Source organism: Burkholderia sp. PU8-34, from assembly GCF_053427725.1.
Genome location: NZ_JBSAXC010000004.1, coordinates 527,641 through 549,938, shown reverse-complemented (window position 1 = coordinate 549,938; position 22,298 = coordinate 527,641). Strand labels below are relative to the sequence as shown.

At 64.9% G+C, this 22,298-nt stretch carries 19 protein-coding genes and 1 tRNA gene; 11 read left to right on the top strand and 9 right to left on the bottom strand.

Annotated features, from left to right (window positions below):
• Window positions 1–207: 207 nt before the first annotated feature.
• Window positions 208–351 (top strand): hypothetical protein, encoded by a 144-nt coding sequence (locus tag ACV22Z_RS13855; protein ID WP_185732181.1) that lies wholly within the window; start codon window positions 208–210, stop codon window positions 349–351.
• A 233-nt stretch (window positions 352–584) separates the two neighbouring features.
• Window positions 585–1,472: a UTP--glucose-1-phosphate uridylyltransferase GalU gene (gene galU / locus ACV22Z_RS13850; RefSeq protein WP_205796609.1), complete on the top strand. Its 888-nt coding sequence runs from the start codon at window positions 585–587 to the stop codon at window positions 1,470–1,472.
• Window positions 1,473–1,631: 159 nt separating this feature from the next.
• On the opposite strand, the gene ACV22Z_RS13845 is transcribed toward galU, so the two are convergent.
• Window positions 1,632–1,844, bottom strand: a complete 213-nt coding sequence (locus ACV22Z_RS13845) for a hypothetical protein (RefSeq protein ID WP_448076844.1) — start codon at window positions 1,842–1,844, stop codon at window positions 1,632–1,634.
• A gap of 276 nt (window positions 1,845–2,120) precedes the next feature.
• Window positions 2,121–3,239 (bottom strand): acyltransferase family protein, encoded by a 1,119-nt coding sequence (locus ACV22Z_RS13840; RefSeq protein WP_448076843.1) that lies wholly within the window; start codon window positions 3,237–3,239, stop codon window positions 2,121–2,123.
• A gap of 259 nt (window positions 3,240–3,498) precedes the next feature.
• Between ACV22Z_RS13840 and ACV22Z_RS13835 the strand changes: the two genes are divergently transcribed.
• Window positions 3,499–3,942, top strand: a complete 444-nt coding sequence (locus ACV22Z_RS13835) for an HU family DNA-binding protein (protein ID WP_042587451.1) — start codon at window positions 3,499–3,501, stop codon at window positions 3,940–3,942.
• Between the two features lie 149 nt (window positions 3,943–4,091).
• Here ACV22Z_RS13835 and ACV22Z_RS13830 read toward each other — a convergent pair whose 3' ends face one another.
• The 4 genes from ACV22Z_RS13830 to ACV22Z_RS13815 all read right to left on the bottom strand — a co-directional run bounded on the left by ACV22Z_RS13830 (window position 4,092) and on the right by ACV22Z_RS13815 (window position 8,426).
• Complete coding sequence (locus ACV22Z_RS13830) at window positions 4,092–4,640, bottom strand: N-acetyltransferase family protein (protein WP_448076842.1); 549 nt, start codon at window positions 4,638–4,640, stop codon at window positions 4,092–4,094.
• A gap of 101 nt (window positions 4,641–4,741) precedes the next feature.
• Complete coding sequence (locus tag ACV22Z_RS13825) at window positions 4,742–5,368, bottom strand: helix-turn-helix domain-containing protein (RefSeq protein WP_448076896.1); 627 nt, start codon at window positions 5,366–5,368, stop codon at window positions 4,742–4,744.
• 460 nt (window positions 5,369–5,828) lie between these two features.
• Window positions 5,829–7,004, bottom strand: coding sequence for a porin (locus tag ACV22Z_RS13820; RefSeq protein WP_448076841.1), 1,176 nt, complete (start codon window positions 7,002–7,004; stop codon window positions 5,829–5,831).
• A 513-nt stretch (window positions 7,005–7,517) separates the two neighbouring features.
• The gene (locus ACV22Z_RS13815; protein ID WP_448076840.1) at window positions 7,518–8,426 is read right to left on the bottom strand and encodes a YihY/virulence factor BrkB family protein; all 909 of its coding nucleotides are present in this window, start codon (window positions 8,424–8,426) and stop codon (window positions 7,518–7,520) included.
• Window positions 8,427–8,574: 148 nt separating this feature from the next.
• Between ACV22Z_RS13815 and fdnG the strand changes: the two genes are divergently transcribed.
• The 7 genes from fdnG to ACV22Z_RS13780 all read left to right on the top strand — a co-directional run bounded on the left by fdnG (window position 8,575) and on the right by ACV22Z_RS13780 (window position 17,908).
• Entirely contained in the window at window positions 8,575–11,646 is a 3,072-nt protein-coding gene (gene fdnG / locus ACV22Z_RS13810; RefSeq protein WP_448076839.1) for a formate dehydrogenase-N subunit alpha, read from the top strand.
• A gap of 10 nt (window positions 11,647–11,656) precedes the next feature.
• A complete protein-coding gene (gene fdxH, locus ACV22Z_RS13805) occupies window positions 11,657–12,571 on the top strand; it encodes a formate dehydrogenase subunit beta (RefSeq protein ID WP_448076838.1) in 915 nt (304 codons plus the stop codon).
• Window positions 12,568–13,194, top strand: coding sequence for a formate dehydrogenase subunit gamma (locus tag ACV22Z_RS13800; protein WP_448076837.1), 627 nt, complete (start codon window positions 12,568–12,570; stop codon window positions 13,192–13,194). Before fdxH ends, ACV22Z_RS13800 begins: the two co-directional genes overlap by 4 nt.
• A 93-nt stretch (window positions 13,195–13,287) precedes the next feature.
• Complete coding sequence (gene fdhE, locus ACV22Z_RS13795) at window positions 13,288–14,220, top strand: formate dehydrogenase accessory protein FdhE (RefSeq protein ID WP_448076836.1); 933 nt, start codon at window positions 13,288–13,290, stop codon at window positions 14,218–14,220.
• A 212-nt stretch (window positions 14,221–14,432) separates the two neighbouring features.
• A complete protein-coding gene (gene selA, locus ACV22Z_RS13790; protein ID WP_448076835.1) occupies window positions 14,433–15,872 on the top strand; it encodes an L-seryl-tRNA(Sec) selenium transferase in 1,440 nt (479 codons plus the stop codon).
• Window positions 15,869–17,794: a selenocysteine-specific translation elongation factor gene (selB, locus tag ACV22Z_RS13785; RefSeq protein ID WP_448076834.1), complete on the top strand. Its 1,926-nt coding sequence runs from the start codon at window positions 15,869–15,871 to the stop codon at window positions 17,792–17,794. Before selA ends, selB begins: the two co-directional genes overlap by 4 nt.
• Before the next feature lie 18 nt (window positions 17,795–17,812).
• Window positions 17,813–17,908 (top strand) — tRNA-Sec (locus tag ACV22Z_RS13780).
• A gap of 586 nt (window positions 17,909–18,494) precedes the next feature.
• On the opposite strand, the gene ACV22Z_RS13775 is transcribed toward ACV22Z_RS13780, so the two are convergent.
• Window positions 18,495–18,923, bottom strand: coding sequence for a TetR/AcrR family transcriptional regulator (locus ACV22Z_RS13775; protein ID WP_448076833.1), 429 nt, complete (start codon window positions 18,921–18,923; stop codon window positions 18,495–18,497).
• A gap of 179 nt (window positions 18,924–19,102) precedes the next feature.
• Between ACV22Z_RS13775 and ACV22Z_RS13770 the strand changes: the two genes are divergently transcribed.
• On the top strand, window positions 19,103–19,858 hold the full coding sequence (locus ACV22Z_RS13770; RefSeq protein ID WP_448076832.1) for a TetR/AcrR family transcriptional regulator: 756 nt from the start codon (window positions 19,103–19,105) through the stop codon (window positions 19,856–19,858).
• Window positions 19,859–19,917: 59 nt separating this feature from the next.
• On the opposite strand, the gene ACV22Z_RS13765 is transcribed toward ACV22Z_RS13770, so the two are convergent.
• Together ACV22Z_RS13765 and ACV22Z_RS13760 are read right to left on the bottom strand one after the other, a co-directional pair.
• Entirely contained in the window at window positions 19,918–20,673 is a 756-nt protein-coding gene (locus tag ACV22Z_RS13765) for a PqiC family protein (RefSeq protein WP_448076831.1), read from the bottom strand.
• Window positions 20,670–22,265 (bottom strand): PqiB family protein, encoded by a 1,596-nt coding sequence (locus ACV22Z_RS13760; protein WP_448076830.1) that lies wholly within the window; start codon window positions 22,263–22,265, stop codon window positions 20,670–20,672. Before ACV22Z_RS13760 ends, ACV22Z_RS13765 begins: the two co-directional genes overlap by 4 nt.
• Window positions 22,266–22,298: the final 33 nt, after the last annotated feature.

The window sequence follows — 22,298 nt, the reverse complement described above, 5'->3', positions numbered from 1 at the left end:
TCGGTTCCCTGGGACGAATGGACGGATGGTCCAATCGTAATCCGCAAGAATTCGTTCAATGAATAAAAAAAGTCCCGCCGTGAAATACCGGTATTTCACGTGTTGGTTTTATTCCGGCCAGATATCGGTTTCACGGTGCGGCCAATTATTTGTCGATTTTTTTCTGATAGTTTGAAGCTCCAGTTGATTGAAGCAAGGAGCGGCAAGATGGACATGCACTGGATCGCGAGCGCAGCGGTATTGCTGGTAATGGCCGTACTGTCGGCGTACCGCGACGCGTTGAAGAACGAACCGATTCGACCGGGCTTCGAGCGGGGCGGCGTGCCCTATATCGAGGAGTTCGAATCGTAAGATTTTGTATCCGGAAAATCGGTAAATTGTCGCTGGTCGGTGAATCGTACCGGCAATATCGACCGGTTGGCGGCGATTGTCCGTAAATCCGGAATGACAGGCAATGGGGCGATACCGGAAAGCGATGTCGAACGCATTTTCGGCGCGTTACCGTATCACCCGGCACCGTCCGGAAAATTATCGTGCTGCGTCGTGAAACGGCGCGGCGCAATCAACGCAATCAGGAAGCGATCATGTTGAAAGTTACCAAGGCCGTGTTCCCCGTTGCCGGTCTCGGCACACGGTTCCTCCCGGCGACCAAAGCGAGCCCGAAGGAGATGCTGCCCGTCGTCGACAAGCCGCTGATCCAGTACGCGGTCGAGGAAGCGATCAACGCCGGCATTACCGAGATGATCTTCGTGACCGGCCGCAGCAAGCGCGCGATCGAGGATCACTTCGACAAGTCGTACGAGATCGAGGCGGAGCTCGAGGCGCGTGGCAAGGAAAAGCTGCTCGAGCTGGTGCGTGGCATCAAGCCGAGCCACGTCAACTGCTTTTACGTGCGTCAGCCGGAAGCGCTCGGCCTCGGCCACGCGGTGCTGTGCGCGGAAAAGCTCGTGCACGGCGAGCCGTTCGCGGTGATTCTCGCCGACGACCTGCTGCACGGCGAGCAGCCGGTGCTCAAGCAGCTCGTCGACGTGTTCAACCACTATCACAGCTCGGTGATCGGCGTCGAAACGATCGCGCGCGAGGACAGCCGTTCGTACGGCGTCATCGAAGGCCGCGAGTGGGAAGAGGACATCATCAAGCTGTCGGGCATCATCGAGAAGCCCGCGCCCGAGGATGCGCCGTCGAATCTCGGCGTGGTCGGCCGCTACGTGTTCATGCCGACGCTGTTCGATCACCTGCGCAAGATCAAGCCGGGCGCGGGCGGCGAGCTGCAGCTGACCGACGCGGTGCAGTCGCTGCTCGCGCACGAGCAGGTGCTTGCGTACCGCTACTTCGGCACGCGTTTCGATTGCGGCAGCAAGATCGGCTACCTCAAGGCGACCGTCGAGCTTGCCCTGCAGCACCCGGAAGTCAGCCGCGAATTCGAGGCGTATCTGCGCACCTGTCTGCCCGCGCTGGCTGCCGTCGCATAAGTTTTCTTCGCGTCACGTTTCAGGTGGTGGTTGTTCCGTTGGCCCCGGTTCGCTTCGTGCGCCGGGGCATTTTTGCATGTGCGGGCGGCGGCGGCGCGGGGCTGCGCTCGGGGTGGCCCGGAGTGGTGTGTGGTGCCTCGCGCAGGCCGGCTGGCACGGCTAACGGCCCGGCTTGAGCGTATCCGCGACGAACGCCGCGACCGCCTTCCTTGCATCGGCTGAGGCCTTCCGGTCGTAGCCGAGGCTCGCGCTGCGTTCGACGCACGCGTCCGCATACGAGAACGGCTGCTTCGTGTCGGCATTGATGAGCTGCACATGCTCGTTCTCGACGATCTTGCAGTGGCGCAGCGTCTGCGCTTTCGGCTGCGCCACCGGCGGACTGAACGCGCGTCAGTCGAATGCGTGTGCGGCGAGACGCGCGGCGTGAAGTTGTCGATCGCGTTGCCGCCGGACCCGCGCATCAGGTTCATGAGCGGGAAGCGTCCGTTGCCGGCGCGACGCAGCGCAAACACGCGCAAAGGCCGTCAGGCGCAGGCATGGCGACGTCCTTGTTCATCGCGTATGACGAGCGTCCTGCTGCTGCTCGCGTAGTCCATCGCCTGACGCGCACAGGCCGGCTGCAAGCCAGCCGTGCACGGCCGGCATGCGTCAGCGCGCCGACGAACGCTGCGGCGCCGCGAAATGCCGGGCGAGCAGCGCGGTGGCCGGCTTCTTGTAGTCGAGCAGCTTCCTTTCGAGATAACGCCAGGACAGATGCGCGAGCAGCACCGCGAGCCCGAACTGCAGCATTTCGGGCAGCGCGTCCCGCACGAAATGCGGCAGCCGCGCGCGATTGTAGAGCCCGGGCATCACGCCGAAATGCGCGGGGATCAGATTGTGGAACAGGTAGAAGCCGTAGCTGATCGTGCCGAGGTACACGAGCGGCGCCCAGTCGAGCAGCGCGACGGCAGGGTGGTCGGGCTCGGTGACGATCCACAGCAGCAGCGAGCCGAGCGACGCGGACAGGCCGAGATCGGCGAGCCCCTCGACGCCATCGGGCAGCGCGACGCACGCGGGCAGCACGAGGAAGAACACGACGCCGGCCGCGCCGAGCCAGCCCGGCGGGATGCGGCGCAAGACGTGCGGCCCGTGATCGGCGAGGGCCATCGCGCCGATGCCGCCCAGCGCGATCAGCGCGAAATTCCACGGCGAGAACGCGTAGATCAGCACCGGCGACGCATCGGCGAGATAGAGCCCGAGATGCGCGGCCGCGCAGAGCGCGACCGCCGCGATGCCGAGCGCGACGTGCCGTGACGCGGGCATCGCGAGCAGCGTGAGCGGTGCAATCAGGTAGAACTGCTGCTCGACGGCGAGGCTCCAGAAGTGCGACGTGGAGCCGGGCCAGCCGTCCTTGACGACGCCGATCCACAGATTCGACAGGAAGATGGCATGCCATGCGAGGCCGAGGTTCACGCCGCGCTGGTAGAGCAGCGCATGCGCGATCGCGAGCGCGGCGAGCAGCAGGTAATACACGGGGAAGATCCGCAGCGCGCGCTTCACGAGAAAGAGGCAGAGCGCATGGCGGCGCGTCAGCGTCCCGTGTTCGATCGCCTGCCGGTTGCGGTGCAGCTCGCCGACGATCAGGAAGCCGCTGATGAAGAAAAACGTCCACACGCCGAGCTTGCCCACGTCGATCGCGAGGACGTGGCCCTTGTGGGACAGGAAGACGAGGATGACCGCGATGGCTCGCAGGCCGTCGAGTCCTTTGACGTATCTGGCTTCGCGCATGGGGGCGTCCGGGCATTGAGCGAGGCCAGTATAGGCGCGCAAATATCGAACGTAATTCGCGTTTTCGGCGCATACGTGAAGGCGTTTTTCTGCATGGCGGGTCGCGTCGCAGTCTGCGGAGCGCAACAAAACCTGCGGAAAACCCCGGGAAAACGCATAAAAGTACTGCACGAAGCGTCACGGCGCTTGTAGAATCCGGCGTTGAAGCGTGCGTGTTGCGCGTTTCAAGTATCCAACGACCACACCTGGTAGGAGAAACATGGCGACTTCCGCAAAAAAGGTGGCCAAGAAGGCTGCCGCACCGGCCAAGAAAGTGGCTGCCAAAAAAGCCGCGCCCGCGAAGAAAGTAGTGGCCAAGAAGGCCGTCGCTAAGGCACCCGCTGCTCCGACGCCGCTGAAGGACAAGTTCACCAAGGCATCGCTCGCAGTGCACATCGCTGAGCGCGCAGCTGTCGAGGTGAAGGCGGTCAAGGCAGTGCTCGCCGCACTCGAGAACGTCGTGCTGGGCTCGGTCCACAAGAAGGGCGCAGGCGAGTTCACGCTGCCGGGTCTGCTGAAGATCACGGCACAGGCTGTGCCGGCGAAGAAGAAGCGCTTCGGCAAGGATCCGTTCACGGGCGAAGAGCGCTGGTTCCCGGCGAAGCCGGCGAGCGTCCGCGTGAAGGCACGTGCGCTGAAGAAGCTGAAGGACGCGGCTGCGTAAGCAAGTGCGGCGCGACAGGCGCCGGCCGTATGCCACGCATACGCCGGCGGCTGTGGCGGTGTCCGACGATCCCCGTGCGCGAAAGTGCATGGGGATTTTTTCTGTGCGTCGCCATTGTTGGTGATCCGAATTGCTGCGACGCAATCGCCTCAACCGTCGTGCGGTTGCGCGGGCGTCTCGAGGTTGAGCTGGTAGAACGCCGCATCGAGCCAGCGGCCGAACTTGAATCCGACCTGCGTGAGCGTGCCGGCATGCGTGAACCCGAGCCGCGTGTGCAACGCGATGCTGCCGGCATTGGTCGCATCGATGCAGCCGACCAGCACGTGCACCTGCGCATCGCGCGCACGGCGAATCAGCTCGCGCAGCAGGCGCTCGCCGAGCCCGCGGCCGCGCTGCGCGTGATGCACGTACACGCTGTGCTCCACCGTGTACTTGTAGGCCGGAAACGCGCGGAACGTCCCCCAGCTCGCGAAGCCCAGCAATGTACCCGACGCATCGACCGCGCCGACGACCGGAAAGCCCCCCGCGCGCTTCGCCGCGAACCACGTGGTCATCGCCTCCGGCGGGCGGGGCACGTAGTCGTAAAGGGCCGTGGAATTGACGATGGCGTCGTTCAGGATCTCGAGGATGGCCGCCGCATGCTCGGCCTCGCTGCAATCGATCAGGCGCACGTCGTCGTGCGGTTCGGAGGGGTTCATTTGAGCTCCTGTTGGCTGGAGGAAATGTCGGATGGGCGGCGACGGATTCGACGCGGCAAGCCGGATCGTGCGATCGCGCGCGCCGCGCTTTCACGTGTCCGTCAGGCGCCCTTCGTGCCGGCCGCGGCGAGCCCGTCGCAAAGCACCACGACGTAGCGCGCCGAACGGGACGCGGGGTTGCTGAAGACGATCGGCTGATCGAGCCGCATCGCCAGGCAGTCGCCTTCGCGAAGCTCGTGGCACTGATCGCCGAGCGTGACGTCGATGCGCCCGTCGAGCACCCAGACCTGCTGGTGCACGGTGGCGTCGCGTCCGCCAGTCTCGTACGCGACGCGCGCGCCAGGCGGGAAATTCACCTCGACGAGCTGGATCGGTGACGGCCAGCCGGGCGGTGACAGATTACGCCGGACGTATCCGGATGCCGGATCGCGCCAGTGCGATTGCTGCGCGCGCCGCGCGAGCGGCTGGGCCGGCACGCCTTCGGGTTCGCCGTCGAACAGGCTGGCAAGCGATACGCCAAGCCCGACCGCGAGCTTGTCCAGCACGACCGCCGTCGGGCTCGCGGCGCCGCGCTCGATCAGCGAGATCATCGACCGGCTGACGCCGCAGCGTGCGGCCAGCGCGTCGAGCGTATGGCCGCGCATGGCCCGCAATTCGCGCACGCGGCGTGCGATGCGCTCGTTGACGTCGCTGTCGGCATCGTTATCCGTGGACACTGTCTGCTCCATCATAATGAAATTTACGTCCAGTATAGTAGAAACCGACAGCGGCAGAAACCTCGCTCGATGTGAGCCGTGTCGTATCCGGGGCGCAGGGCGTGAGCGGTCGTTGCGTGGCGCGGGCTGTCGGATGGATGCAGCGCGTCGTGCTGTGGTTCGCGTGGCGGGCGGTGGTGACGCCGGTATGCGGGCGTGTGATGCGTGGATGCGTGTGATTCGGACGATGCGGACGATGCGGACGATGCGGGCGATGCGGACGATGCGGGCGATGCGGGCGATGCGGACGATGCGTGTGATTCGGACGATGCGTGTGATTCGGACGATGCGGGCCGAGGGCCGAGGGCCACGCGCCACCGCGCCGACAACAGGTCAAAAAAAAAAGCCAGCCACGGCCGAAACCGATGACTGGCTTTCCAGTTCGGCGCGATGGCGTCGCAAGACGCCATGCACGCCGGGTATGTCGTCGTTTTTAGAACTTGTGACGCAGGCCCAGGGAGACCATTTCCTGCGAGCTCTTGCCGGCGAAGCCGTACGAGCCGATCGATGCTTGCGCGTCCTGGACCCCGTTGGCGCCGGCGCCGAAGCGCTGCTGGCCGGTAGCGTGCTGGTACGCGCCGAGCAGGTAGACGTCCGTGCGCTTCGACAGCGAGTAGTCCCCACCGAGCGAAACCTGGTGGTACTTCGCGTCCGTGTCGCCGTTCGCCTTCGTGTACGCGTAGCCGAGACCCAGCAGCAGTGCCGGCGATGCCTGGTAGTTCACGAACACGCGGCCGGTATTGAACTTCTCTTGCGACGTGAATGCCGACAGGTTGTCCGGCTTGTACTGCGCGAAGCTGTAGCCGAGGCCGAACGTCACCGGGCCGATGCCGTATTGGCCGGCGACTTGTGCGATGTTGATCGACCGCGCCGTTGCGTATGCGCCGACGATCGGGTTGTTCGAGACATCGAGGCCGGTCGCCGTCGGGCTCGTCCAGCCGCCTGCGCCGTTCGTAATCGTGCGATCGTCGCCGTTCTGCACGCGCAGGAAGCCGGCTGCGACGCCGAGCGGGCCGTTGTTGTAGGCAGCCGCTGCACTCCACGTCTGACCCGTGCCCGGACGGCCAGCGATGCCGCTCAGCGCGTACATGCCTTCGAACTGCAGGCCAGCGAACACCGGCGACGTGTACTTGATCGCGTTGTTGACGCGGATGCTGTTGTCGTTGTTGTCGACGTCGCCCGGGGTCGCGAAGTAGGAGCCGAAGTAGTTGTCGTTCGTCACGGCCTGGACCAGATCGACCGTCGGGTCGTACTGGCGACCCAGCGTCAGCGTACCGTACTGGGCGTGCTCGAGGCCCACGTAAGCCTGACGACCGAACATGCGGCCACCCTGGTTCAGCTTGCCGGTGCCCGGATCAAAGCCGTTTTCCAACTGGAAGATCGTCTTCAGGCCACCGCCCAGGTCTTCGGAGCCCTTCAGGCCCCAGCGGCTGCCCTGCAGGTTGCCCGACAGCATTTGCCACGAATTGTTGGCCTGGCCGTTATTGCCATGAACCCACGTGATCGACGTATCGATCAGGCCGTACAGCGTCACGCTCGACTGAGCGTGAGCAGCGCCGGTGGCGCCGAGCATGGCGAGCGAGAGGGCGGACAGTGCGAGCTTCTTCATCGTTGAGTTTCTCCACGCAGTGATTCGTGTTTCGTTATTTGTTGCGGATTGGAGAATAGCGCAGTGCTAACCGCGCAAGAAAGCTCAAAAAATAAAGTGTCTCGAAAACATCACAGCGTTGGAAAATCCATATATATCAAGGACATCAACGAATATTGCTATTTTTGGAATAGTTGACAAATGGTGCGCTGCGATTGTTGTGGGGTCTGATGCGCCGTGCGCGACGCATGCGGATTCCGTGCCAGCGCGGCAGGAATAGGGGGTGAGCAAACGTTTGCGATCGCTTGCATGGGCTCGGTGGGTGTAAACGCGGATGCAGGCGTGCGTGAGCCTGCGGCTCGGGGCGTGAAAACCGGGATTGCGGAAACCGCGTCGCTCGCGTAGGTGGGCGACGCACATGGGGAATGCTGCGAAGCCGTCAGCATGGGTTCGTCGCGCACGCAGCATGGCAACTGAGTGCGCATCTGCGTGGCGGTGTCAGGCGGCTGCGTCAGCCGGCGGGGGCGCGGCGCATCAGGTCCCGGGCAACTCGTCGCCGGCGGCCGCGTCGGTGCGCGCATGCGCGGCGCCGCGGGCCGCCGCGAATTCCGCGCCGAGCAGCAGCACGGCGGCCGAGAAGTACAGCCACATCAGCAGCACGGCGAACGACCCGGCCGCGCCGAACGCGCTCGCGGTGCCCGCGTGCGCGAGATACAGCGCGAACAGCTTTTTGCCGCCGGAGAACAGGATCGCGGACACGCTGCCGCCGATCGCGGCGTCGCGCCACGCGACGCGCGCGTCCGGCAGGAACTTCATCAGCGCGGCGAACGCGCCGGCGAGCACGGCGATGCCGACGACGAACTGCAGCACGTTGGTGATCGCGATGTACGGCGAATCGCCCCACAGCCATGTGCCGACGAACGTGATCGCGGTATCGAGCACGAGCGACACGATCAGCAGGAACGCGACGCCGAGCACGAGCCCGAACGAGACCAGGCGCACCCGCACGAGGCCGAGGACGCTCGACCAGCGGTTTTCGGTCGTCGGCCAGATCACGCTGAGCGCGGTGTTCAGCGATGCGAACGTTGCAGACGCGCCGATCGCCAGCGCGGCGAACGAGATCAGCGCGGCGACGCCGCCGCGCCCGCCGCTGCGGTGCGCGTTCTGCACGATGGTCTGCACGCTCGTCGCGGCATCGTTGCCGATCAGCTGGTGCGCCTGCTCGTACACCTGGCCGCGCGCGGCGTCGTCGCCATAGAACCAGCCGGCCACCGCGATCACCATCACGAGCATCGGCGCGAGCGAGAACGCGGAAAAGAACGCGATGCTCGCGGCCATCGCCGAGCAGCGGTCGGATGAAAAGCGCCTGAACGCGGTCAGCGCCCAGTTGGCCTGCTTTTTCGCCAGGCGTGTGGCTTCTTGAACGGGAATCGGTGATTTCATGGCATGTCGGAGCGCGACGCGGATCACGGCAATCGCTGTAAGCGCAGGAAAAAACGGACAATTCCGCATTGATCTGAAGAATGAGTCATAGTTGCGCGAACTGTCTATAATTCCTTTCAATTCCCCCCACGATAAAGCCGAGACCATCATGCTACAAATGTCCCGGCGCCAGTTCCTGAAAGTGACGGCCACGTCGCTCGCCGGATCGAGTCTAGCCCTGCTGGGCTTCTCGCCGACCGAAGCGCTCGCCGAGGTCCGTCAATACAAGCTGGCGCGCACTGTCGAAACGCGCAATACCTGTCCATACTGCTCCGTCGGCTGCGGCATCCTGATGTACAGCCTCGGTGACGGCGCGAAGAACGCGCAATCCAGCATCATCCACATCGAAGGCGATCCCGACCACCCCGTCAACCGCGGCACGCTGTGCCCGAAGGGCGCGAGCCTGATCGACTTCATCCACAGCCCGAGCCGGCTGACGCATCCGGAATACCGTGCGCCGGGCTCGGACAAGTGGGAGCGCATCTCGTGGAGCGACGCGCTCGACCGGATCGCGAAGCTGATGAAGGCCGACCGCGACGCGAATTTCGTCGAGACGGCCGAGGACGGTTCGAAGGTCAACCGCTGGCTCACGACCGGCATGCTGGCCGCGTCGGCGGGCAGCAACGAGGTCGGCTACCTGACCCACAAGACCGTCCGCAGCATGGGGATGCTCGCATTCGACAATCAGGCGCGTGTCTGACATGGCCCGACGGTGGCAGGTCTTGCCCCGACGTTTGGCCGTGGAGCGATGACGAACCATTGGGTCGACATCAAGAACGCGGACGTGATTCTCGTGATGGGCGGCAATGCAGCCGAGGCCCATCCGTGTGGTTTCAAGTGGGTGACGGAAGCGAAGGCGCACCGCAAGGCGCGGCTCGTCGTCGTCGATCCGCGCTTCACGCGCACCGCCTCCGTGGCGGACTTCTATGCGCCGATTCGCACCGGCACGGACATCGCGTTCCTGGGCGGCGTGATCAACTACCTGCTGACGAACGACAAGATCCAGCATGACTACGTGAAGAACTACACGGACTTCACGTTCATCGTGCGCGACGACTTCGCGTTCGACGACGGCATCTATTCGGGCTACGACGCGGACAAGCACGCGTATCCCGACAAGTCGAGCTGGGACTACGCGCTCGGCGATGATGGCTTCGTGAAGGTGGACCCGACGCTCGCGCATCCGCGCTGCGTGTACAACCTGATGAAGACGCACTACGCGCGCTACACGCCCGAGATGGTCGAGCAGGTGTGCGGCACGCCGAAGGACAAGTTCCTGAAGGTGTGCGAGATGCTCGCGTCGACGGCCGTACCCGGCCGCGCCGGCACGATCCTGTACGCACTCGGCTGGACCCACCACTCGATCGGCGCGCAGATGATCCGCACCGGCGCGATGGTGCAGCTGCTGCTCGGCAACATCGGCATTGCGGGCGGCGGGATGAACGCGCTGCGCGGTCACTCGAACATCCAGGGGCTCACCGACCTCGGGCTGATGTCGAACCTGCTGCCCGGCTACATGACGCTGCCGATGCAGGCCGAGCAGGATTTCGACGACTACATCAAGAAGCGCGTGCAGCATCCGCTGCGGCCGAACCAGTTGAGCTACTGGAAGAACTACAAGGCGTTCCACGTCAGCTTCATGAAGTCGTGGTGGGGCGACGCGGCGAACGCCGGCAACAACTGGGGCTACGACTACCTGCCGAAGCTCGACAAGCAGTACGACCTGCTGCAGACGATCGAGCTGATGAGCGCCGGCAAGCTGAACGGCTACATCTGCCAGGGCTTCAACCCGCTCGCGGCGGCGCCGTCGAAGGTGAAGACGTCCGCGGCGCTCGCGAAGCTGAAGTGGCTCGTGATCATGGATCCGCTCGCGACCGAAACCTCCGAGTTCTGGAAGAACCACGGCGAGTTCAACGACGTCGACGCGTCGAAGATCCAGACCGAGGTGTTCCGGCTGCCGACGTCGTGCTTCGCGGAGGAGCGCGGCTCGCTCGTGAACTCCGGCCGCGTGCTGCAGTGGCACTGGCAGGGCGCGCAGCCGCCGGGCGAGGCGAAGAGCGACCTCGAGATCATGTCGGGGCTGTTCCTGCGGATGCGCGACGCGTACCGGAAGGACGGCGGCAAGTATCCCGATCCGATCGTCAACCTGACCTGGCCGTATGCGAACCCGGAAAGCCCGACGCCCGAAGAGCTTGCGATGGAGTTCAACGGTAAGGCACTCGCCGACCAGCCCGATCCGAAGGATCCGACGAAAACGCTCGTGAAGAAGGGCGAGCAGCTCGCCGGCTTCGCGCAGCTGAAGGACGACGGTTCGACCGCGAGCGGCTGCTGGATCTTCTGCGGCGCATGGACGCAGGCCGGCAACCAGATGGGACGGCGCGACAACGCGGATCCGACCGGCATCGGCCAGACGCTCGGCTGGGCGTGGGCGTGGCCCGCGAACCGGCGGATCCTGTACAACCGCGCGTCGTGCGACCCGTCCGGCAAGCCGTTCGACCCGACCCGCAAGCTGATCGGGTGGAACGGCAGCGCGTGGACCGGCCCCGACGTGCCCGACTTCAAGGCGGACGAGCCGCCCGAGAACGGCATGGGCCCGTTCATCATGAACCCGGAGGGCGTCGCCCGTTTCTTCGCGCGCGCCGGGATGAACGAAGGCCCGTTCCCCGAGCACTACGAGCCGTTCGAAACGCCGCTCGCCGCGAACCCGTTCCATCCGAACAATCCGCAGGCGCTGAACAACCCGGCCGCGCGCGTGTTCCCGGACGACCGGGCGGCGTTCGGCAAGGTCGACCAGTTCCCGCACGTCGCGACGACCTACCGGCTGACCGAGCACTTCCACTACTGGACGAAGCACGCGCGGCTGAACTCGATCATCCAGCCGCAGCAATTCGTCGAGATCGGCGAGGACCTCGCGCAGGAGATCGGCGTCGCGCACGGTGAACGCGTGAAGGTGTCGTCGAACCGCGGGCACATCATCGCGGTGGCGCTCGTCACGAAGCGGATCAAGCCGCTGACGGTCGACGGCAAGAAGGTGCAGACAGTCGGCATCCCGTTGCATTGGGGCTTCAAGGGACTGACGAAGCCCGGCTATCTCGCGAACACCCTGACTCCGTCCGTGGGCGACGGCAACTCGTACACGCCGGAATTCAAGTCGTTCCTGGTGAAGGTCGAAAAGGCGTAAGGGGGCAGAGATGGCATTGCAATCGCTGGACATCAGGCGCGTCTCGGCCACCACCACGCCGCCGCCCACCGCGCGCGAGCCGGTGACGGGCAGCGTCGCGAAACTGATCGACGTATCGAAATGCATCGGCTGCAAGGCGTGCCAGACGGCCTGCATGGAGTGGAACGACCTGCGCGACGAAGTCGGCACCAACGTCGGTGTGTACGACAACCCGGCCGATCTGTCCGAGCATTCGTGGACGGTGATGCGGTTCGCCGAGTACGAGAACCCGGACGGCAACCTCGAATGGCTGATCCGCAAGGACGGCTGCATGCACTGCGAGGATCCGGGCTGCCTGAAGGCGTGTCCGTCGCCGGGCGCGATCGTGCAGTACAACAACGGCATCGTCGATTTCCACGAGGAGAACTGCATCGGCTGCGGCTACTGCGTGACCGGCTGCCCGTTCAACATTCCGCGGATCTCGAAGAAGGATAATCGCGCCTACAAGTGCACGCTCTGCTCCGACCGCGTCGCGGTCGGCCAGGAACCGGCCTGCGTGAAGACCTGCCCGACCGGCGCGATCGTGTTCGGCACCAAGGAGGACATGAAGCAGCATGCGGCCGAGCGGATCGAGGACCTGAAGGAGCGCGGCTTCGAGCATGCGGGGCTGTACGATCCGCAGGGCGTCGGCGGCACGCACGTGATGTACGTGCTGCACCACGCGGACAAGCCGTCGCTGTACCACGGGCTGCCGGACAATCCGTCGGTCAGCCCGATGGTGAAGCTGTGGAAGGGTTTCGCGAAGCCGCTCGCGGTCGCGGGCATCGCGCTGACGGCGCTCGCGGGCTTCTTCCACTACACGCGGGTCGGCCCGAACGAAGTGAGCGACGAAGACGAGGCCGCCGCCCGGGATGAAGCGCGACGCATCAAGGAGGACGCGAAATGAAGCACGACGACCCCAACCTGATCGTCCGCTACACGGCGAACGAGCGCACGAATCACTGGATCACCGCGATCTCGTTCGTGCTGCTCGCGCTGTCCGGGCTCGCGATGTTTCATCCGTCGATGTTCTGGCTGTCCGCGCTGTTCGGCGGCGGCCAGTGGACGCGGATCCTGCATCCGTTCGTCGGCCTCGTGATGTTCGTGTCGTTCGCGGTGATGGCGGTGCGCTACTGGCACCACAACCTGCTCGACAAGGACGACCGCCAGTGGCTGCGCCAGATCGGCGACGTGCTCGCGAACCGCGAGGACAGGCTGCCGGAGGTCGGACGCTATAACGCCGGACAGAAACTGCTATTCTTCGCGATGGTGGCGTGCCTCGCGCTGTTGCTGCTGTCGGGCATCGTCATATGGCGACGGTATTTCTCGTTCTACTTCCCGATCGGGGTGATCCGGGTCGCGGCAGTGGTCCATGCCGTCGCGGCGTTCGTGCTGATTGTCGGCATCGTCACGCATATCTATGCGGCGCTGTGGATCAAGGGCTCGATCCGGGCGATGGTGCGCGGCACGGTGACCCTCGGCTGGGCGCGCAAGCACCACCCGAAATGGTTCCGTGAAAGCGTGAAGTAGCGCACCAGAACGGGGCGGCGTGCCGCCCCGTCAGCCGTCGGAATCGCCGAAAGCGCCGATACGTCGGCGCTTGTTTTTTTGGAATACACAATCGTGACACAACGCATTCTCGAACCGAACGATATCGCGGCGCTCGATCGTTCGGCGATCCCGCGCTTCCGCCTGCCGGAGCGCGCAACGGTTTTCTCGGCGCGCGCCGCGCGCCTGCGCCAGCTCGCCGATCTGAACCCGATCGGCGGCTATCTGCGGCTGATGGCCGTCGTCGCCGACGCGCAGCACGCGTTGCTGCAGGAATGCGCCGCGCAGATGCCGTCGAAGGACGCGATCGCGCGCGCGCAGCAGCATTCGATGCCGCTCGTGCCGGCGCTGTCCGGCGAACGCGATCCGCAATGGCGCGACGTGCTGCACGACCTGCTCGACCGCGTCGAGCGCGCGGGGCTCGTGAATCCGTCGCTCGCGAAGCTGCTCGACCGGATGCGCATGATGGCGCCCGCCGAACTCGATGCGCAAGCCGATGCGATTCTTGCGCTGCGCTTCGCGGAGGTCGACCCGGCCACCGCGCCGTTCCTGATGGCCGCGCTGCAGATCGTGTGGACCGACCTCGCGAGCGGCACGCTGCCGGCCGACGTGCCGTTCCTCGACCAGCCGGGGCTGTGCCCGGTGTGCGGCACGCACCCGGTCGCGAGCGTCGTGCGCGTCGGCGGCCCGTTCCAGGGTTACCGCTTCCTGCAGTGCGGGCTGTGTGCGACCGAATGGCACATGGTGCGCACCAAATGTTCGCACTGCGATTCGACGAAGGGTATTGCGTATCACGGCATCGAGGGCGGCAGCGAAGCCGTCAAGGCCGAATCGTGCGACGAATGCAAGACGTACCGCAAGATCGGCTACCAGGAAAAGGACTACGATTTCGAGCCGCTCGCGGACGATCTCGCGAGCCTCACGCTCGACCTGCTGATGAACGAAGCCGGCTACCAGCGCAGTTCGCCGAACCCGCTGCTGTGGCCGGACGTGTCGCGGGAAGGGTGAGGGCGTGGGAACGGAGCGGGGCGGCGCGGAAGCGCCAACCGCTCTGCATGAGACCGAACCAAGCGCCAAAGCGCAAGGTTCGGCCGACATGCGGTCAACCGCGAAGCATGGGACGTGAGTAAGCGCTGAAGCGCCAACTCCCGTCGACCGCGAAGCATGGGACGTGAGTAAGCGCTGAAGCGCTAACTCACGTCGACAGGAGACCATAACCAGTGACCGAACCAGGCCTGAACGAACTGAATGCCGTACTCGCGCGCGTGCCGTCCGTCGAGCGCGTGCTGTCGTCGGCACCGCTGCAGCCGGTGCTCGACGAGTACGGCCGCACGCGCGTGCTGAATGCGGTACGCGCGGAACTGGAACGCTGGCGAACCGCCGCGCAGCACGATCCGTCGGCGGCCGAGCCGCTCGATGAAGCGCGCATCGCCGCCGCTGTCGCGCGCACGCTCGCCGCGCAAAGCGCGAGCGCGATGCGGGCGGTGTTCAACCTGACTGGCACGGTGCTGCACACCAACCTCGGGCGCGCGCTGCTGCCCGACGACGCCGTGCGCGCGGTGGTCGCGGCGCTCACGCAGCCGGTGAATCTCGAGTTCGACCTGGCGACGGGCCGCCGCGGCGACCGCGACGACCTCGTCGACGCGCTGCTGTGCGAGCTGACGGGCGCCGAGGCCGCGACCGTCGTCAACAACAACGCGGCCGCGGTGCTGCTGACGCTGTCGGCGCTCGCGTCGCGGCGCGAGGTGATCGTGTCGCGCGGCGAGCTCGTCGAGATCGGCGGCGCATTTCGGATTCCCGACATCATGAGCCGCGCAGGCGCGCGGCTGCGCGAAGTCGGCACGACCAACTGCACGCATCCGCACGACTACGCGGACGCGATCGGCCCACGCACCGCGCTGCTGATGAAGGTGCATTGCAGCAACTACGCGATCAGCGGCTTCACGAAGGAAGTGACGTTGCCGGAACTCGCACCGCTCGCGCGCGAGCACGGGCTGCCGGTTGCCGTCGATCTCGGCAGCGGCACGCTCGCCGACCTCACGCAATGGGGGCTGCCGCACGAGGCCACCGTGCGCGAAACCGTGGCCGGCGGCGCAAACGTTGTCACGTTCAGCGGCGACAAGCTGCTCGGCGGACCGCAGGCCGGCCTGATCGTCGGCGACCGCGCGCTGATCGCGAAAATCAAGCAGCATCCGCTGAAGCGCGCGCTGCGCGTCGGCAAGCTGACGCTCGCCGCGCTCGAACCCGTGCTGCGCCTGTACCAAGCGCCGGAATTCCTGCGTGAGCGGCTGACGACGCTGCGCCTGCTGACGCGCCCGCAACGCGACATCGCCGATGCTGCAGCGCGCGTGGCCCCGGCGCTGCAGGCCGCGATCGGCAGCGGCTACACGGTGAGCGTCGAGCCGATGTTCAGCCAGATCGGTAGCGGCGCGCTGCCGGTCGACCAATTGCCGAGCGCGGGGCTCGTCGTGCGCACGCCGGACGGCAAGCGCGGCGGACGCGCGCTCGCGCAGCTCGAGAAGCGGTTGCGCGCGTGGCCGCGGCCGGTGCTCGGGCGCGTCGCGGACGGCGCGCTGCGGCTCGACCTGCGCTGCCTCGAGGCCGCCGACGAAGCGGCATTCGTCGCGCAATGCGCGCGCGTCGCGGAGCCGGCTGCATGATCGTCGGCACCGCGGGACACATCGATCACGGCAAGACGACGCTGGTGCGCGCACTGACGGGCGTCGATACCGACCGCCTGAAGGAAGAGAAGGCGCGCGGCATCTCGATCGAGCTCGGCTATGCCTATGCGCCGCTCGACAACGGCGACGTGCTTGGCCTGATCGACGTGCCCGGCCATGAGAAGCTGATTCATACGATGGCGGCGGGTGCATGCGGGATCGACTTCGCGCTGCTCGTGATCGCCGCCGACGACGGCGTGATGCCGCAGACACGCGAGCATCTCGCGATCCTGCAGCTGCTCGGCGTCACGCACGGCGCGATTGCGTTGACGAAGTGCGATCGTGTCGACGCCGCGCGCCGCGCGCAGGTGCGCGACGAGATCGCCGCGTGGCTGCACGATTCCACGTTGGCTGGCGCGCCGATCTTCGACACGTGCGCGACGGTCGCGGACGATCCGGGCGTCGCGACGCTCAAGCGCCACCTGTTCGACGCGGCGTGTCGCTGGCGTGCGCGCCGCGCCGACGGGCTGTTCCGGCTTGCGGTCGATCGCGTGTTCACGCTGGCGGGACAGGGCACGGTCGTGACCGGCACCGCGTTTGCGGGGCAGGTGACGACCGGCGACACGCTCGCGATCGTGCGCACCGGCGAAGCGGCGCGTGTGCGCAGCATCCATGCGCAGAATCGCGCAGTCGACGCCGGTCGCGCGGGCGAGCGGTGCGCGCTGAATCTGGCCGGCGTCGACAAGGAAGACGTCACGCGCGGCGACACGGTGGCGGATGCGCGGCTCGTCGCGACGTCGCCGCGGCTCGACGTCGAGCTGACGCTGCTCGCGGACGCCGGGCTCACGCTCACGCACTGGGCACCGCTGCATGTCCATCTCGGCACGCTGCATCGCGTCGCACACGTTGCGTTGCTCGATGGCGATTCGCTGGCGGCGGGGCAACGGACGCGCGTGCAACTGGTGTTCGACGAACCGGTGTTTGCGCTGCCGGGCGACCGCTTCATCGTGCGCAATCCGCAGGCGACGCGCACGGTCGGCGGCGGGCGCGTGCTCGATCCGTTCGGGCCCGCACGCAAGCGTCGCACGCCGGCGCGCCGCGCATGGCTTGACGCGCTCGCGGCATGGGTCGACGAGCGGCGGCTCGATGCGCTGCTTGGCGAGGCGCCGCTCGGCATCCCGCGCGCGACGCTCATGCACCTGACCGGCTTCGCGCCGGATGCGCTGACGTTGCCCGGCGACGCACTGGCGATCGGCCAGCACGGCCCCGCGTCGAACGACGGCTGGGTGATCGCGCGGGCGCACTGGCGGGCGCTGCAGGAAAAGGCGATCGCGACGCTGGGTGCACACCACGAACGGATGCCGGACGAGCAGGGGCTCGACGCCGCACGTTTGCGGCGGATGGCCGCGCCGCTCGTCAGTGACGTGCTGTGGCGCGCACTCGTCGATGCGCTGGTCGACGGCGGCGACATCGCGCGAAGCGGCCCGTGGCTGCATCTGCCGTCGCATGCGGTGCGTCTCGATGCGCGCGAAGAAGCGCTCGCGCAAACGCTGCTGCCGCTCGTCAGGGCCGGACGTTTCGATCCGCCGTGGGTGCGCGATCTCGCCGGCACGACCGGCGCGGCCGAGGACGCGGTGCGCGCGCTGTTGCGCAAGCTGGCGCGGCGCGGCGACGTGCATCAGGTCGTGCGCGACCTGTTCTATCACGCGGACGTGGTGCGGGAACTGGCGGGACTCGTCGCACAGCTCGCGCACGCGCGTGCGGACGGCGTCGATGCGGCGACGTTCCGCGATGCGACGGGGCTCGGACGAAAGCGCGCGATCCAGATTCTCGAGTTCTTCGATCGCGTTGGGTATACTCGCTTCCACCGTGATCTCCACCTGCTGCGCCCCGATAGCGGTTGGCTCGATGCCATGGCGTAGGCACGCGTTTTTTCTCGAGGAAGGCATTCGCATCCGGTGGTGCGGCCGGACTTCAAATCCGGTTGGGGGTGTCAGACACTCCCGGGTAGGTTCGACTCCTGCTGCCTTCCGCCACACGGGTTTCAAGCGATTCAGGGGCTCCGATTGTAGAGTTCATCAATTGATGTCGTCTACGACACGAATTGGTTGTTTTTCCATAGATATCGGTCCATATATGGACAATTTTCCCGTCGCCGTCTCCCACCCCTCGCGCGCTTAGAGCCTCCCGTCCCGCTGCGCAAGTCGACGCGCGCTAGCCCCCCTTGCTCGCGTGAGGAAGATGCAGGCTTGTTCATATCGAAACGTCAAGCCGGTTCTTTCGAACACGTCCCGCTGAACTTTGCGTCTCACTCCTGTTTCTCGACAATAGCGTCGAGCGATTTCCGAAATTCGTCGAACCTCAAATCTTCCAACCCTTGCTGTGCGGCGTACACGCTTGCGGTCGACGCGAAAACATGGATGTGATCAAAGCGTCGAGCAGGCCTCCGTCATCTCGTCACTCATCGACTCTCGATCGTACATGTGGACATGATTCGCTCCTCCTTCTTCAACGGATAGATCGTGTCCACGAAAGCGGGTCATCACCAAACAGCGATTCGGCGAATGCCGCGCAAAGGCGCTGCGTGAGGCGTTGTTCAGCTTTACGGGCAAGCGGTGACGTTCAATTCCCTCGATGCGCCGCGCATTGCTCGGTTGCCTCGCCTTCCTGAACTGGAATGGCGAGTTTCGCGTCGTTCAGGACCGAATCGAACCGCGCGCGAAACGCCGGGTCCCGCCTTGCGAGAAGGCACGCCTCGACCCAGAGGGTAAAGCAATCGTCGCTTTGCAAGTAATCGTGGAGTTTCAAGAACGCGAAGCGCAGGTTGCACGTCAGCTCGTCCTGCTTCCAGTGCAATGATTCGATCAACAAGTCGGACTTGTCGTAAAAGTTGCAATAGAACGCGCCGCGCGTGTAGCCCGCCGCTTCGGCGACATCGGCCACGCTGGTCGACGGAAACCCCTTTTCGATAAAGAGCTCCCGAGCTGCTTCCACCATTTGCTCGCGCGTTTGCGCTCTTCGTTCCGCGTGCGTCAGCCTTTTGCGTTTCATTGGATGTCCATGAGAAGTCCAGTGTCCCAATGGGCGGATCGGAGCAGGCTGCCGGCTAACGCCTGACTAAAGATAAGGCCAATTCCGCGATGATGAATGATATGTTACTCAACAGTGATTGCTTTGTCGATTGAGACGTTTGAATCTATACTGCGGCTCTGATCGAGATCGAAATCGTCATGTCGAAGACAACAAATCGCCCGATACAAAAGCGCGCTTCCCCGCGAACGCCTGCCGTCACTTTGGAGGCCGCTGACGCGCGCGAGCCGCGCGGCGCACGCCGCAAGAGAGAGACGCGGGCCCGCTTGCTTGAGGCAGCGCTCAAGCTCATGGCCGAAAAAGGCATGGAAGGTGTCGCCATCAACGAAATCACCGAGGCGGCCGACGTCGGCTTCGGCTCGTTCTACAACCATTTCGAGTCCAAGGAGGCGATTTACGCGACGCTGGTTGAGTCCGTGTTCGAGGAGTTCGCCGACTGGCTCGATCGTCTCACGACCGGCTTGTCCGACCCGGCCGAGGTGATCGCCGTCTCCGTGCGCTATACGTTGATGCGCGCGCATCGCGAGCCACTTTGGGGCCAATTTTTGGTACGGGAGGGCTTTTCCTCGCGCATGCTTGACCGTGGACTTGGTCAGCGGTTGTTGCGGGATGTGCAAAGGGGCATCGTCGCAAAGCGTTTCGCCGTCGCGGATCCATTCGTCGCGTTCTTGTCCGTGGGTGGCACCGTGCTCGCCGCGGTGACAGCCGAACTGGGCATCGTTGCGCCTGGGGCACCGAATGCCGACGCGTTGAAGGCGTTGGGTTTCAGCGGTGAGCGACTCGCCGAGCGCGTTGCCGGAGCCTTGCTGGAAACCTTGGGCCTCAAACGGGGGGAAGCGGAAAAGGTCGCGACGCGTCCGTTGCCGGTCGTGGAACCCGCTGCCCAAGCCGACTGAAAAGCATTGCGGCAAGCCGTTCGGCTGACGGTCGGCAAGGCGGATAGGTAAGGCGGTATTCATTCCGCGAACCCCGAACGGGCTGCATTCGATCCCGAAGTCGGTATGACGTAGTTTGCGACGATGGTCGCGGGTGACGGACAATGGACCGTCGGCGCCGGATTCGATGAACGGCTTGTCGGCGTCATTGTCGACCCATCCGCGGCAGAGTCGAGGACGCGAACGGTCGCCGCCAGATGTCCCGCAATGGTCGTCAGCGCGCGACGATGACCGTCCGCCAGTGCGTCGTAACCGGCGGCTACAGGCTCGACGACCGTGCTGCGGCAAGTCAGCTTTCCAACGGCCTCTCCCGGCGGGCGAATACTCCAGATCGCATCGATGACCACCCGCGCATCGGGCCACGACTCGAAACGCTGCACGTGGACGGCAATGCGATAGACGGGCGCATCGCCTTTTTGCTTCGGATGGCGAGCGTTGAAGTCGCTCAACTGTTGTGTCGCTGCGATCGATAGGGCCGTGCGAATTTCATCGCTCAATGGCGACGCCCAGCGTTCGTTTTCGAGCACTTCAACCTGCGTCTCGCTGACCCTGACGACCAGCTGATTGCGGTCAACCTCGGCCGGCACGCTGACGGACTGAACGTCGATCAAGGCTGCGGAACTGGAAACGCTCGAGGCGGCCGCAGCATGCACACTCGGAGCCAGCGTATAAAACCGACTCGGCGGTGACGAGGCGCAGGCGGATAGCGCAAGCGCACACGCGGCTGCAAGCACTCGAATGGCAGCGCTGCGCCGATGCAATAGGTTGAACATCATTGACGATCCCCTTTCTTACCGAACACGAGTGCTTCGGGATGGCGTTCCAGGTAGTCCGCGAGCGCGTTCAGAGACTGCAACGTGCGGGTCAATTCCTGCATCGCCCCGTGAACGTCCGCTTGCATCGGCGAATCTTGTCCAAGGGTCGCTTGTGCCGCGTCGAACGTTTTCTGGGCGGATGCCAGCGTGGATCGCGCTTGCGGAACGACTTCCGTGTTGAGCTGACCGAAGAGGCGATTCGCGCTTTCGAGCGTGCCGTTCAGATTCGCCCCGATCTTGTCGAACGGAACTTGATTGAGCTTCTTGGCGATTTCGGCAATCTGCACTTGCAGTTCATCGAGCGTATTCGGCACGGTGGGCAGCTCAATCGGCGTGTTGCGCAGATCGACCGTCGCGTGCGCTGCATGCGGGAACATGTCGAGTGCCACATAAAGCTGGCCAGTGAGCAGGTTGCCGGTTCGCAATTGGCCGCGCAGCCCCTGCATGACGAGGTGTTGCAGCATGTCGTGCCCGCCCTGGCTATTCGGCGCAGGCAGCGACGTGTTCGAACGACGGCTGAGCCTGTCGGGATAGAGCGCCATGGTCACTTCCATGCTGAAGTTCTGAGCCTTCTCGTCGTACTCGAGACCGATCTTCGTCACTTGACCAAGCGTGATGCCGCGCAGATCCACCGGTGCGCCGACCGATAGTCCGCGCAGCGACTGGTTGAAATGCATGACGACATAGAGCGGTGCGCCGTCCGGCTCTCGCATGGCGTCGGTTTCGTCCGACGCGAGCCTGAACGTCGCGCCGTCGGCGGCTTGCGGGCCCGCATCCTGTCCCGGCGGCGCTTCGAAGGCCAGCCCCCCCATGATGACGGTGGCAAGCGATTGCGTGTTGAGCTTGAGCCCGCCGGAGTCGAGGCGCAGATCCACGCCGCTCGCGTGCCACCACCGCGTGTCGGTCCCGACGTACTTGTCGTACGGCGCATTGACGAACACGTTGACGATCACGCCCGATCCCTTGGGGGCGAGTGAAAAACCGACGACTTGGCCGACTTGAATCCTGCGGTAGAAGATGGGTGCACCGATATCAAGCGAGCCGAGCGAATCTCCTCGCAGCGTGTATTGATGTCCCTGCTGATCGGCGGTCACGATCGGAGGATTCTCGAGACCGGTGAAGGCTGTTTTGCGCAGGGTCGAGCGGCCAATATCGGCGCCGATATACGCGCCGGACAGCAATGTGCCAAGGCCGGATATGCCGCTCGCGCCGACGCGCGGACGCACCACCCAGAATCGCGATCCCTCGGTGGCGAACTTTTCGGCCTCCTTGTCGAGTTGGATCTTGACACGGACATGCCGAAGATCGTCCGATAGCGCGATAGTGCGCACGGTGCCGATCTCGACATCCTTGTATTTGACCTTCGTTTTGCCCGCCTCCAGCCCTTCGGCGTTATTGAAGGTCACGGTGACGGTCGGCCCTTCATCGGTGATGGATTTCACGAGAAGCGTGATACCGATCAGCGCCGAGATCAGGGGAATCAGCCATACCAGAGAAGGAAGCCAGCGGCTGCGAGGCTTGATCTCCGGATGCGGTAAGTCAGGGATTTGCATCGCAGGAAGGAATCGAATGAAGGGTTGTCGAAG

What these genes read in the sequence shown, in the direction of transcription:
- ACV22Z_RS13855 (WP_185732181.1), top strand. Translation starts at nt 208, where the DNA reads ATGGACATGCACTGGATCGCGAGCGCAGCGGTATTGCTGGTAATGGCC.
- galU (WP_205796609.1), top strand. Translation starts at nt 585, where the DNA reads ATGTTGAAAGTTACCAAGGCCGTGTTCCCCGTTGCCGGTCTCGGCACA.
- ACV22Z_RS13840 (WP_448076843.1), bottom strand. Translation starts at nt 3,239, where the DNA reads ATGCGCGAAGCCAGATACGTCAAAGGACTCGACGGCCTGCGAGCCATC.
- ACV22Z_RS13835 (WP_042587451.1), top strand. Translation starts at nt 3,499, where the DNA reads ATGGCGACTTCCGCAAAAAAGGTGGCCAAGAAGGCTGCCGCACCGGCC.
- ACV22Z_RS13830 (WP_448076842.1), bottom strand. Translation starts at nt 4,640, where the DNA reads ATGAACCCCTCCGAACCGCACGACGACGTGCGCCTGATCGATTGCAGC.
- ACV22Z_RS13825 (WP_448076896.1), bottom strand. Translation starts at nt 5,368, where the DNA reads ATGGAGCAGACAGTGTCCACGGATAACGATGCCGACAGCGACGTCAAC.
- ACV22Z_RS13820 (WP_448076841.1), bottom strand. Translation starts at nt 7,004, where the DNA reads ATGAAGAAGCTCGCACTGTCCGCCCTCTCGCTCGCCATGCTCGGCGCC.
- ACV22Z_RS13815 (WP_448076840.1), bottom strand. Translation starts at nt 8,426, where the DNA reads ATGAAATCACCGATTCCCGTTCAAGAAGCCACACGCCTGGCGAAAAAG.
- fdxH (WP_448076838.1), top strand. Translation starts at nt 11,657, where the DNA reads ATGGCATTGCAATCGCTGGACATCAGGCGCGTCTCGGCCACCACCACG.
- ACV22Z_RS13800 (WP_448076837.1), top strand. Translation starts at nt 12,568, where the DNA reads ATGAAGCACGACGACCCCAACCTGATCGTCCGCTACACGGCGAACGAG.
- selB (WP_448076834.1), top strand. Translation starts at nt 15,869, where the DNA reads ATGATCGTCGGCACCGCGGGACACATCGATCACGGCAAGACGACGCTG.
- ACV22Z_RS13775 (WP_448076833.1), bottom strand. Translation starts at nt 18,923, where the DNA reads ATGAAACGCAAAAGGCTGACGCACGCGGAACGAAGAGCGCAAACGCGC.
- ACV22Z_RS13770 (WP_448076832.1), top strand. Translation starts at nt 19,103, where the DNA reads ATGTCGAAGACAACAAATCGCCCGATACAAAAGCGCGCTTCCCCGCGA.
- ACV22Z_RS13765 (WP_448076831.1), bottom strand. Translation starts at nt 20,673, where the DNA reads ATGATGTTCAACCTATTGCATCGGCGCAGCGCTGCCATTCGAGTGCTT.
- ACV22Z_RS13760 (WP_448076830.1), bottom strand. Translation starts at nt 22,265, where the DNA reads ATGCAAATCCCTGACTTACCGCATCCGGAGATCAAGCCTCGCAGCCGC.